The sequence below is a fragment of the Streptomyces sp. SID5785 genome (genome assembly GCF_009870065.1).
Lineage (GTDB): Bacteria > Actinomycetota > Actinomycetes > Streptomycetales > Streptomycetaceae > Streptomyces.
In genome coordinates, this window is record NZ_WWIA01000869.1 from 1 (window position 1) to 11,618 (window position 11,618).

Genomic DNA, 11,618 nt, shown 5'->3' on the forward strand with positions numbered 1-11,618 from the left:
CCTGGTCGGCGAGTCCGGCTCCGGCAAGTCCACCGCCGCCCGCGTGGCGCTCGGCCTGATCGCCCCGACGGCCGGCTCCGTGCGCCTGTTCGGCGCCGATCTGGCCCGCACCCGGGCGCGGGCGCGGCGTGCGCTGCGGGCCGGGATCGGCGTCGTCCTCCAGGACCCGGTCGCCTCGCTGGACGCCCGGATGACGGTCGGCGAGTGCGTCGCGGAACCGCTGCGGGTGCACCGCGGGCGGCTGTCCGGCAAGGAGCGCGCGGCGCTGGTCGGCGACGTCCTCGACCGGGTCAGGCTGCCGCGGGACGTGGCGCGGCGCGCACCGCGCGAACTGTCCGGCGGGCAGCGCCAGCGCGTCAGTCTCGCCCGCGCCCTCGTCCTCGGGCCGCGCCTGCTGGTGGCCGACGAGCCGACGAGCGCCCTGGACGTGAGCGTGCAGGAAGCGGTCCTCGAGGTGATCCGCGAGCTGCAGGAGGAGCTGGGCTTCGCCTGCCTGTTCGTCTCCCACGACCTGGCCGTGGTGCAGCAGTTCGCGCGCCGGGTCGTCGTGATGCGGGCGGGACGGGCCGAGGAGCAGGGGCTCACGTCGGCGACCCTGCTGCACCCCGAGACCGACTACACGCGGCGCCTGCTGGCCGCGGTGCCGGTGCCCGACCCCGTCGTGCAGCGCGGCCGCAGAGCGGAGCGGCTCGCGACGCTGGCCGCCGGGCGGGCGGAGGAGCAGGCGTGAGGGAGTCCGGCGCCCCGGTCGTCGCGGGGATCGACATCGGCGGCACGACCACCCAGGTGGTGCTGTGCGACGAGGAGCTGACCGTGGTGGACCGCGCGGCCGGGGCGACCCCGGCCCGCTCCGGCGGCCGGGCGATGATCGCCGCCGCGCTGGACCTGCTCTCCACCGTCCGGGCGCGCACCCCGGGCCGGCTGACGGCCGTCGGGGTGGGGGCGGCCGGGGTGGTCGACGCCGCGTCCGGGCACGTCCTGGTGGCCAGCGACTCGTTCACCGACTGGGCCGGGTTCCCGGTGGCGGCCGCGCTGCGCGCCGCGCTGGGCGTCCCCGCGTTCCTGGACAACGACGTGAACGCCTTCCTGCGCGGTGAGATCGCGTGCGGCGCCGCGGTGGGCGAGCGGGACGTCCTGGGCATGACGCTGGGCACCGGTGTCGGCGGGGCGCTGTGGACCGGCGGCGCCCTGCACACGGGGGCCCACGGGGCGGCCGGCGAGATCGGTCACGTCCCCGGCTTCGGCGACCTGCCCTGCACCTGCGGCGGCCGCGGCCACCTGGAGACGCTCGCGTCGGCCCGCTCCGTGCGGGCCCGGTACGGGGAGCGCACCGGGCGGGAGCTGACCGCCCGGGAGGTGGCCGAGGCGGCGCTGGCGGGGGACGCCGACGCGCGGTCCGTGTACGCGGCGGCGGGCGCCGGGATCGCGCGGGCCGTCGTGATGACCGCGGGGCTCATGGACATCGGGACGGTCGTGATCGGGGGCGGCGTCAGCGGCGCCTGGCCGCTGCTCGAACCGCTGATCCTGGAGCCGCTCGCCGCGGAGCCGCCGATCAGCGGCCACCCGGTCAAGCTGCTCCCGGCGGCCCTGGGCGCCGATGCCGTGCCGCTGGGCGCGGCGGCCCGGGCGCGCCACGAGCTGACCACCCGCTGACCGGGGCCCGGGGTCCGGGCAGCGCGGAGGGGCGGTACCGGAGGTTCTCCGGTACCGCCCCTCCGCGTTCGTCCGGCGCCGGTCAGCCGGCGAGCAGCGCGCGCACGCGGTCCGCGCCGACGGCGAGGAGCAGCGTGGGCAGGCGCGGGCCGGTGTCCCGCCCGACGAGCAGGTGGTAGAGCAGCGCGAAGAAGCTGCGCTGGGCGGCCTTGATCTCGGGCGGGAGCTCCTTGGCCGTGGCGTCGGCGGGGAAGCCGGCCTGGACCTTCGGGACGCCGTACACGAGGTGGGTCAGACCGTCGAGGGACCAGTGGTCGTCGAGTCCGTCGAGGAGCAGGGCGATCGAGGCGCGGGAGGCGTCGTCGAGGCCGGCGAGGGCCTCGGCGTCGGGCTCGGTGCGCACGATCGTGCGGGACTCGGCGGGCACGTAGGTGCTGATCCAGGCCTCGGCCTTGTCCAGGCGGGGCCGGACGGTGGCGAGGTCGGTGACCGGGTGCTCGGGGTCGAGCTCGGAGAGGATGCGCTGGACCTGCTTCTCGTCGCCGGCCGTGACGTCGGCGGCGGCGGCGAGGGTCCGGTAGGCGAGCGGGCGCTCCGTGCGGGGCAGGTCGCCCGCGGCGGTGCCGACGGCGCGGCGGTAGGCGGCGGCGTCGGCGGGCAGTACGGTGCCGTCGGCGACCTTGGCGCCGAGCTTGTCCCACTCGTCGTAGAGCCGCTGGATCTCCTGGTCGAAGGCGATCTTGAACGACTGGTTGGGACGGCGGCGGGCGTAGAGCCAGCGCAGGATCTGCGGCTCCATGATCCGCAGCGCGTCCCCGGGGGTGGGCACGCCGCCCTTGCTGGACGACATCTTGGCCATGCCGCTGATGCCGACGAACGCGTACATCGGGCCGATCGGCTGCTTGCCGCCGAAGACGCGGTCGACGATCTGGCCGCCGACCTGGAAGGACGAGCCCGGCGACGAGTGGTCGACGCCGGACGGCTCGAAGATCACGCCCTCGAAGGCCCAGCGCATCGGCCAGTCGACCTTCCACACCAGCTTGCCGCGGTTGAACTCCGACAGGAGCACGGTCTCGGTGAAGCCGTCAAGGGTGCAGGTGTAGGACAGCTCGGTGGTGTCGTCGTCGTACGACGTGACGGTCGTGAGGTCCTTGCCGCACTGGCCGCAGAACGGCTTGTACGGGTAGTACCCGCCGGTGCCGCCGCTGCCGTCGTCCTCGGACGCGGCGCCGGAGCCCTCGGCGGCCTCCAGCTCGGCCTCGTCCTGCGGCTTCTGCTGCTTCTGCTGCTTGGCCGGGTCCTTCTTGGTGCGGTACTGGTCGAGGATCGCGTCGATGTCGCCGCGGTGCCGCATCGCGTGCAGGATCTGCTCGCGGTAGACGCCCGCGGTGTACTGCGCGGTCTGGCTGATGCCGTCGAACTCGACGCCGAGGTCGGCCAGGGCGGCGACCATGGCGGCCTTGAAGTGCTCCGCCCAGTTCGGGTACGCCGAGCCGGCCGGGGCGGGGACCGCGGTGAGCGGCTTGCCGATGTGCTCGGCCCAGGACGCGTCGGTGCCCGGGACGCCGTTCGGCACCTTGCGGTAGCGGTCGTAGTCGTCCCACGAGATCAGGTGGCGCACGGTGTACCCGCGGCGGCGGATCTCGTCGGCGACCAGGTGCGGGGTCATGACCTCGCGCAGGTTCCCCAGGTGGATCGGGCCGGAGGGCGACAGGCCGGAGGCGACCACAACGGGTTTGCCCGGGGCGCGACGCTCGGACTCGGCGATGACATCGTCCGCGTAACGGGACACCCAGTCCTGGGTCTCCGCGCCTGTGCTCTGGGCTGCCACGATTCGGGGTGCCTTTCCGTTCAGGTCGTACGGCGTGGTCGCTCTCCACGCCTGGGACATTGTCCCAGTTCCTCGGGCCACACGGAAAACGCATTGTCAGCGGCCGCTCCGGGGCGGGTGCGGCGGCCGGCCGGTGGGGCGGGCGGCCCGGCGGGCGGCCCGGATAACCCGTTGCCGTGCCGTGAAATACTGGGACGACTCGAATCAGCCCCGACCAGAACGGCAGCCCATACCCATGGCCCCGGTCACGTCCATCACCGCCTCCGTCCGGCAGCGCCTCACCGACGCCCTCACGGCCGCCCTCCCGGAGACCGTCGGAGACCCACTGCTGCGCCGAAGCGACCGGGCCGACTACCAGGCCAACGGGATCCTGGCGCTCGCCAAGAAGGCGAAGGCGAACCCGCGGGAGCTGGCCGCCCAGGTCGTCGAGAAGATCGTCAACGGCGACCTGCTCGCCGACGTCGAGGTCTCGGGCCCCGGCTTCCTGAACGTGACGGTCACCGACGCGGCGATCACCCGGACCCTCGCGGCGCGCTCCGCCGACGGCGACCGGCTGGGCGTCGCGGCGAAGGAGAACCCGGGCGTCACGGTCATCGACTACGCCCAGCCGAACGTGGCGAAGGAGATGCACGTCGGGCACCTGCGCTCGGCGGTCATCGGGGACGCGCTGCGCGGCATGCTCGACTTCACCGGCGAGCACACGATCGGCCGGCACCACATCGGCGACTGGGGCACCCAGTTCGGCATGCTCATCCAGTACCTGATCGAGAACCCCGGCACCCTGGCGCCGCCCGCCGAGGAGGCCGTCGACGGCGAGCAGGCCATGTCGAACCTGAACCGGGTGTACAAGGCGTCGCGTGCCGTCTTCGACGCGGACGAGGAGTTCAAGGAGCGGGCCCGCAAGCGGGTCGTCGCGCTCCAGTCCGGCGACAAGGAGACGCTGGACCTGTGGCAGCGGTTCGTCGACGAGTCGAAGGTGTACTTCTACTCGGTCTTCGAGAAGCTCGACATGGAGATCCGCGACGACGAGATCGTCGGCGAGTCGGCGTACAACGACATGATGGCCGAGACGGCGCGGCTCCTGGAGGAGTCGGGCGTCGCGGTCCGCTCCGAGGGCGCCCTCGTCGTGTTCTTCGACGACATCAAGGGCAAGGACGACCAGCCGGTGCCGCTGATCGTGCAGAAGAAGGACGGCGGCTTCGGCTACGCGGCCTCCGACCTCTCCGCGATCCGCGACCGCGTCGTCGGCCTGCACGCCACGTCGCTGATCTACGTCGTGGACGTGCGTCAGTCGCTGCACTTCAAGATGGTCTTCGAGACGGCCCGGCGGGCGGGCTGGCTGAGCGACGAGGTCACCGCCCACAACATGGGCTACGGCACGGTGCTCGGCGCGGACGGCAAGCCGTTCAAGACGCGTGAGGGCGAGACGGTCAAGCTGGAGGACCTCCTCGACGAGGCCGTCGAGCGGGCCACCGCCGTCGTGCGCGAGAAGGCCGAGAAGGTGGGCCTGACCGAGGACGAGATCGTCGAGAACGGCCGGTTCGTCGGCATCGGCGCGGTGAAGTACGCCGACCTGTCGACGTCCGCGAACCGCGACTACAAGTTCGACCTGGACCAGATGGTGTCGCTCAACGGCGACACGAGCGTGTACCTCCAGTACGCGTACGCGCGCATCAAGTCGATCCTGCGGAGGGCCGGCGACTCGGCGGAGCCCGTCGCGCACCCGGAGCTGGCGCTGGCCCCGGCGGAGCGGGCGCTCGGCCTGCACCTGGACGCGTTCGGCGATCTGGTCTACGAGGCCGCCGCCGAGTACGCGCCGCACAAGCTGGCCGCGTACCTGTACCAGCTGGCCTCGCTGTTCACGACGTTCTACGACCAGTGCCCGGTGGTCCGCCCGCGCCCTGCGCAGGAGGTCGTCGAGAACCGGCTGCTGCTGTGCGACCTGACGGCGCGCACGCTGCACCGGGGCATGGCCCTGCTGGGCATCCGGACGCCCGAGAAGCTCTGACGGACGGTGCGCCGGACCGTCCCCGCGACGGTCCGGCGAGGGTGGTGGCCCGGGGTGCGCGAGCGCCCCGGGCCACTGTCGTTCACCCGGGGTCACGCGCGATCCACTCGCTGCCGCCCAGGGGGTAGTGGTAGCCGGGCCGGCCCTCGTTGGCGCTCGTGCGGAACGGGGTGCCGTCGTTGTCGATGCGGACCGTGCCGTGGCGGGAGCCGCTGGACCAGTCGAGGGTCAGGTACCAGCGCACGTCGTGGGCCTCGGTGTGCGCGGTGATGTAGAAGACCTCGGGGTCGGACTCGCTGACCTTGTACGGGAAGTCGCGCTGGCCGTTGATGCCGCTGACGGTGGGGCTGCCCGCGTCGAGCGGGACGTCGAACGACCTGGTCTCGACGCCGCCGCCGCAGCCCGAGCCCATCGCGTAGTCGTTCCAGGCGAGCGGGGCGGACTTCCCGGCAACGGTGACGTGCAGGGCCTCCAGGACGACCGTGTCCGGGCCGGTGCCCTGGAGGGTGAGGGCCACGCGCTGCTCGCCGCCGGAGACGGCCCCGTAGGCGGACGCCCAGCCGGGGGCGCCCTGTTCGTCGGCGGGCGGGCCGACGTGGTCGGGGTCGCTGTCGACGAGGAAGTGCTGGCTGCACGGCTGGTCGTAGACGTAGGGGCGGGTGCCGACCGTGAAGGGGGTGCCGGTGGCGGGGGCGCCCCCGCCGGTGCCGCCCGTGCCGCCCGTGCCCGGGCTCCGGGACTCCGGTGCGCCGCTCCTCCCGCCCGCGGCCGGGTCCTTGCCCTGGTCCCGGTCCTTCGCGCCTGCGGAGGGGGACGGGGAGCCGGACACGGAGGCGGACGCGCTCGCCGCCGTCGGCTGCCGGGCTCCGGCGGCCCGGTGGCGGCCGGAGGCGTCCTGGCCGTCGCCCGCGAACAGGTCGACGGCGAGGACCGTGGCACCGAGGACGGCGGCGACGGCCACGGCGGCGATCAGGGCGGTGCGCCGGCGCGGGCGGGGTGTCCGGGGCGCCGGGGTGCCGCCGCCCGCGACGGGGGTCACGTCCGGCGCGTCGGGGGTCACGTCCGGGGCGGCGGCGGCGACGGGGCCGGGGGTGGCGCCGGGGGCGGCGGCCCTGCGGTTCGCGCTGCCCCGGTGGGCGTCCGCGAGGATCCAGCGGCGATGCAGTTCGACGAGTTCCTCGGGCGTCGCCCGGCACACGCGCGCGAGGCGTTCCACGGGCGCGTAGTCGGTCGGTACCGCCGTGCCGTTGCAGTAGCGGTGCAGCGTGGACGTGCTCAGGTGGAGCCGCTTCGCGAGCGTGCCGTAACTCAGTCCGGAGCGGTCCTTGAGCCCGCGCAGCAGCTCCGCGAATCCGTCGGCCGCGTCCGCTGATCCGGCTCCCGTTGCCCCTGACACCCTGGTCCTCCATCCCACCGTGTCCCGTTCCGGCGTTCCAGGGGACACACGTTCGTGCTGGTCAGAGCCTGTTCCAGCGTTCCAGTGTCCCCAACTGCCCGGCGGGCGTGGCGGGTGGGACGGATCACGGCACAAGCTCCTGTCATCCAAGCACCACACCGCACCACAAGCCGAAGGGGCTCGACCGACATGACCCGCAACCGCACCGCCCGCTCCCGCCTCCTTCTCACGGCCGCGACCGTCGCGGTCGCCGCGCTCTCGCTGACCGCGTGCGACGACGGGTCGGGGGTGAAGGACGAGGGCGCGTCACTGGCGCCGTCCGCGACCGCCCCGGGCACGGCGCGGCCCGGTTCCACGGACGGCAAGGGCGGCGCCGAGGGCGACAAGACGCCCGCCTCCGCCCGGGGGAACGCGGGCGGAGACACGAACGGGACGGCGAACGGCACCGGGACCGGTGCGGCGGGCCGGGGCGGGCGGTCCGCCGGCGGGACAGCGGTCACCTGCGACGGCAACACCACCAAGACCGTCGCGGCCCCGCTCACCCGCCCCGTGAACCACATGCTGATCACCGTCACCAACACCGGCTCCCGCACCTGCTACCTCTACGGCTATCCGGCGGTGCGGTTCGGCGAGGCCCAGTCCGTCCCGCCGGTCATCGCCGACTCGAAGCCGCAGGCGGTCGTCACCCTCTCCCCCGGCGAGTCCGGCTACTCCTCCGTGAAGCTCTCGGCGGCGGACGGCAGCGGCACGAACGGCACCACGGCGAAGGACCTGACGGTCTACTTCCAGGGCCACGACGGCGAGGGCCTCACCGCGGGCGCCCACCCGTCCGTCCCGGCGAAGGGCGTCTACGTCGACAGCACCCTCGAGGTGACGTACTGGCAGCAGTCGATGGACGACGCGCTCTCCTGGTGACGCGGCCCGCGGACGGCCCGGGTCCGGTGGCGGTCGGACCGGGGCGGGACGGAACTCGGGGGTGGGCCCGTCCGTTCTCCGTTCGACCGACCGAGGACGGAAGACGGGGGCACCGATGGCACTGTTCGGGAACGCGCACACGATCGATCCGGGGAAGGCCGCGCACGAGTACGCGCGCCTCCTCGGCCAGGGTGAGCAGGTCTACGGGGCGTACCAGCTGATCCGCGACGCGATCCTGCTCACGGACAAGCGCATGATCATGATCGACAAGCAGGGGATGACCGGCAAGAAGGTCGAGTACCACTCGGTGCCGTACCGGAGCATCACGCACTTCGCGGTCGAGACGGCCGGGCACTTCGATCTGGACGCCGAGCTGAAGATCTGGGTGTCGGGCAGCGGGACGCCCATCGAGAAGACCTTCACCAAGGGCGTCGACATCTACGAGGTGCAGGCGATCCTCAGCCAGTTCGTCGCCCGCTGACCGATGGCGTACGTGGAGGAGCTCGCCGCCCGCGCCCGCGCCTTGGCCGCTCCCGGCGCCCGGCGCGTCATCGGGATCGCCGGGCCGCCCGGCGCGGGCAAGTCGACGCTGGCCGCGGCGGTCGTCGAGGCGCTGGACGGGGCGGCGGTACCGGTGCCGATGGACGGGTTCCATCTGGCCGACGCCGAGTTGCACCGGCTGGGCCGCGCGGACCGCAAGGGCGCGCCGGACACGTTCGACGCGTACGGGTACGCGGCTCTGCTGCGGCGGCTGCGGGAGCCGCGGCCGGGCGAGACGGTGTACGCGCCCGCGTTCGAGCGGGAGTTGGAGCAGCCGCTCGCGGGTGCGCTGGCGGTGCCGCCGGACGCGCCGCTGGTCGTGACGGAGGGGAACTATCTGCTCCTCGACGAGCCGCCCTGGCGGGACGCGGTGCGGCCGCTGCTCGACGAGGTGTGGTGGGTCGCGGTGGACGGGCCGACCCGGGTGAGCCGGCTCGTCGCCCGCCACGTCCGGTTCGGCAGGACCCCGGCCGAGGCCCGCGCCTGGGTCCTGCGCTCGGACGAGGCGAACGCCCGCCGCGTGGCCTCCGGCCGGGCGCGGGCGGACGTGGTGGTGGACCTCGACGCGGGTTCGGTGCGGGAGCGGCGGTAGGAGGGCGGGTCGGTCGCGGTCAGGCGCGCAGATGGTGCTTGAGGACCTTGCCGGAGGCGTTGCGCGGGAGGTCGCCGACGAACTCGATCTCGCGGGGGACCTTGTAGTTGGCCATCTCGCGGCGGGACCAGGCGATCAGGTCGTCCGCGGTGAGGACGGCGCCGGAGCGCCGCACCACGTACGCCTTGCCGACCTCGCCGAGCCGCCCGTCGGGCACGCCGACGACCGCGACGTCGGCCACCTCGGGGTGCAGGCCGATGAGCTGCTCGATCTCGGCGGGGTAGGCGTTGAAGCCGCCGACGATGAACATGTCCTTGATGCGGTCGGTGATGCGCAGATAGCCGTCGGCGTCCAGGACGCCGACGTCGCCGGTGCGCAGCCAGCCGTCCTCGGTGATCGCCTCGGCGGTGGCGGCCGGGTCCTCGTAGTAGCCGCGCATGACGTTGAAGCCGCGCACGAGGACCTCGCCGGGTTCGCCGGGGCCGGGTGACGCGACGCGGACCTCGGTGCCGGGGATGGCGCGGCCGGAGGTCGCCGCGATGCGTTCGGCGGGGTCGCCGCGGCGGCACATGGAGACGATGCCGCTGGCCTCGGACAGGCCGTAGGCCGTGAGGACGGTGCCGACGCCGAGTTCGCCGCGCAGCCGCTCGACGAGCTGGAGCGGCACGACGGCGGCGCCGGTGACGACGAGCCGCAGGGCGGACAGGTCGTGGGCGTCGCGGGCCGGATGGTCGAGCAGGGACTGGTGGAGGGTGGGCGGTCCCGGCAGGACGGAGATGCGCTCGGCGGCGATGTTGGCGAGGGCCGTGTCGACGTTGAAGACGGGTTGCGGGACCATCGTCGCGCCGCGCATGAGGCAGGCGATGATCCCGGCCTTGTACCCGAAGGTGTGGAAGAACGGGTTGACGATGAGATAGCGGTCGCCTTCGCGCAGCCCGGCGAGGTCGGACCAGATCGCGTAGCCGCGCAGGGTCTGGGTGTGGGTGATGACGGCGCCCTTGGGCCGCCCGGTGGTGCCGGAGGTGAAGATGATGTCGGAGGGCGCGGACGGGGCGACGGCCGCGGCGCGCTCGCGGACGGCGTCCGCCGTGACCGTGTCGCCCGCGGCGAGGAACTCCTTCCAGGTGCCGTAGCCGGGCGTGTCCGGCGCAGTGTCACCGAGCACGACGACCCGTTCCAGACAGGGCAGTTCGGCCCCGTTCTGCTGGGCGCGGCGCAGCGAGGCGACGTACGAGGTGCCGAGGAAGGTGCCCGTGACGAAGAGCAGGCGGGCCCGGCAGCGGGCGAGGACGTCGGCGGCCTCCGCGCCCTTGAAGCGGGTGTTGAGCGGGACGAGGACGGCGCCGGCGGTGACGGCGCCGAGGGCGGAGACGATCCAGTCCAGCGTGTTCGGCGCCCAGATCGCGACGCGGTCGCCGGGCTCGACCCCGTCGGCGAGGCAGGCGGCCGCGGCCCGCTCGACGCGTTCGCCGAGTTCCGCGAAGGTGATCCGGGTGCGGCCCTCGACGACGGCCTCGCGCCCGGCATACCGTGCGGCCGCGTCCTGCACCAGCTCCGGGATCGTGCCCCACCCGGCATCATCCGTACCGTCCGTACGCATCGAACGACCTCCCACCACGCCGTAGCTGACTATCCGTCAGATTAGCTGTAGCCTGACGCGCTGTCAGCAGACGGAGCGGCCGGATCCCGGTGCTCCGGTTCGTTCCAGGTGGGGGTGCCCATGGCGGGACTGAAGGACGCGACAGCCATCGTCGGCATAGGCCAGACGGCCTTCGCGAAACAACTCCCCGAATCCGAGAAGACCTTGGCGTGCCGGGCGATCCTGGCCGCGCTCGACGACGCGGGCATCGCCCCGGCCGAGGTCGACGCGTTCGCCTCGTACACGATGGAGGAGACCGACGAGGTCGAGGTCGCCAAGGCGATCGGCGCCGGTGACGTCACCTTCTTCTCCAAGGTCGGCTACGGCGGCGGCGGTTCCTGCGCCACCGTCGCGCACCTCGCCGCCGCGATCGCCACCGGGCAGGCGAGCGTCGGGGTCGCCTGGCGCTCGCGCAAGCGCGGCTCGGGGCCGCGCCCGTGGAAGAACACCGCCGTGCAGCTGCCGACCCCGGCCCAGTGGACCCGGCCGTTCGGGCTGCTGCGCCCGGCCGACGAGATCGGCATGCTCGCCCGGCGCTACATGCACGAGTACGGGGCGACCCGCGACCACCTCTTCAACGTCGCGCTCGCCTGCCGCAACCGGGCCAACCAGAACCCCGACGCGATCATGTACGAGCGGCCGCTGACCCGGGACATGTACATGAACTCCCGGTGGATCAGCGAGCCGCTCTGCCTCTTCGACAACTGCCTGGAGACCGACGGCGCGCTCGCCTGCGTCCTCGTCTCCGCCGAGCGCGCCCGGGACTGCCGGCAGCGGCCCGTCTCCGTGCACGCCGCCGCGCAGGGGCTGCCCGCCCAGCACCACGGCATGGTCAATTACTGGAACGACGACCCGCTCACCGGTCCCGCCTGGACCGCCGCCCGCCACCTGTGGAAGAACGCCGACCTCACCCCCGAGGACGTGGACGTCGCCCAGATCTACGACGCGTTCACGCCGCTGATACCGCTGTCGCTCGAGGGGTACGGGTTCTGCGGGCGGGGGGAAGGGGCCGCCTTCACCGAGGGGGGTGCGCTGGAGATCGGG

At 73.5% G+C, this 11,618-nt stretch carries 10 protein-coding genes; 7 read left to right on the top strand and 3 right to left on the bottom strand.

Features of this window, described 5'->3' with window-relative positions:
• A partial coding sequence (locus GTW43_RS27895; protein WP_161304731.1) for an ATP-binding cassette domain-containing protein occupies positions 1–730 on the top strand: 730 nt, incomplete at its 5' end.
• Positions 727–1,653, top strand: coding sequence for an ROK family protein (locus GTW43_RS27900; protein WP_161304732.1), 927 nt, complete (start codon positions 727–729; stop codon positions 1,651–1,653). The genes GTW43_RS27895 and GTW43_RS27900, both read left to right, overlap by 4 nt.
• Before the next feature lie 82 nt (positions 1,654–1,735).
• Here the strand turns inward: GTW43_RS27900 and lysS are convergent, their stop codons facing one another.
• Positions 1,736–3,487, bottom strand: coding sequence for a lysine--tRNA ligase (lysS, locus tag GTW43_RS27905; RefSeq protein ID WP_161304740.1), 1,752 nt, complete (start codon positions 3,485–3,487; stop codon positions 1,736–1,738).
• A 232-nt stretch (positions 3,488–3,719) separates the two neighbouring features.
• Here lysS and argS point away from each other — a divergent pair, with 232 nt between their 5' ends.
• Entirely contained in the window at positions 3,720–5,492 is a 1,773-nt protein-coding gene (gene argS, locus GTW43_RS27910) for an arginine--tRNA ligase (protein ID WP_161304733.1), read from the top strand.
• Positions 5,493–5,574: 82 nt separating this feature from the next.
• On the opposite strand, the gene GTW43_RS27915 is transcribed toward argS, so the two are convergent.
• Positions 5,575–6,888: a helix-turn-helix transcriptional regulator gene (locus tag GTW43_RS27915; protein ID WP_161304734.1), complete on the bottom strand. Its 1,314-nt coding sequence runs from the start codon at positions 6,886–6,888 to the stop codon at positions 5,575–5,577.
• Positions 6,889–7,077: 189 nt separating this feature from the next.
• On the opposite strand from GTW43_RS27915, the gene GTW43_RS27920 reads away from it, so the two are divergent.
• From GTW43_RS27920 to GTW43_RS27930, 3 genes are all read left to right on the top strand, one after another.
• Positions 7,078–7,803 (top strand): DUF4232 domain-containing protein, encoded by a 726-nt coding sequence (locus GTW43_RS27920; RefSeq protein ID WP_161304735.1) that lies wholly within the window; start codon positions 7,078–7,080, stop codon positions 7,801–7,803.
• 115 nt (positions 7,804–7,918) lie between these two features.
• Positions 7,919–8,284, top strand: coding sequence for a PH domain-containing protein (locus GTW43_RS27925; RefSeq protein WP_161304736.1), 366 nt, complete (start codon positions 7,919–7,921; stop codon positions 8,282–8,284).
• Between the two features lie 3 nt (positions 8,285–8,287).
• Positions 8,288–8,935: a nucleoside/nucleotide kinase family protein gene (locus GTW43_RS27930; RefSeq protein ID WP_161304737.1), complete on the top strand. Its 648-nt coding sequence runs from the start codon at positions 8,288–8,290 to the stop codon at positions 8,933–8,935.
• A gap of 19 nt (positions 8,936–8,954) precedes the next feature.
• Here the strand turns inward: GTW43_RS27930 and GTW43_RS27935 are convergent, their stop codons facing one another.
• The gene (locus GTW43_RS27935) at positions 8,955–10,535 is read right to left on the bottom strand and encodes a FadD3 family acyl-CoA ligase (protein ID WP_161304738.1); all 1,581 of its coding nucleotides are present in this window, start codon (positions 10,533–10,535) and stop codon (positions 8,955–8,957) included.
• A gap of 120 nt (positions 10,536–10,655) precedes the next feature.
• Here GTW43_RS27935 and GTW43_RS27940 point away from each other — a divergent pair.
• A partial coding sequence (locus GTW43_RS27940; protein WP_161304739.1) for a lipid-transfer protein occupies positions 10,656–11,618 on the top strand: 963 nt, incomplete at its 3' end.

What these genes read in the sequence shown, in the direction of transcription:
- GTW43_RS27920 (WP_161304735.1), top strand. Translation starts at nt 7,078, where the DNA reads ATGACCCGCAACCGCACCGCCCGCTCCCGCCTCCTTCTCACGGCCGCG.
- GTW43_RS27930 (WP_161304737.1), top strand. Translation starts at nt 8,288, where the DNA reads ATGGCGTACGTGGAGGAGCTCGCCGCCCGCGCCCGCGCCTTGGCCGCT.
- GTW43_RS27925 (WP_161304736.1), top strand. Translation starts at nt 7,919, where the DNA reads ATGGCACTGTTCGGGAACGCGCACACGATCGATCCGGGGAAGGCCGCG.
- argS (WP_161304733.1), top strand. Translation starts at nt 3,720, where the DNA reads ATGGCCCCGGTCACGTCCATCACCGCCTCCGTCCGGCAGCGCCTCACC.
- GTW43_RS27935 (WP_161304738.1), bottom strand. Translation starts at nt 10,535, where the DNA reads ATGCGTACGGACGGTACGGATGATGCCGGGTGGGGCACGATCCCGGAG.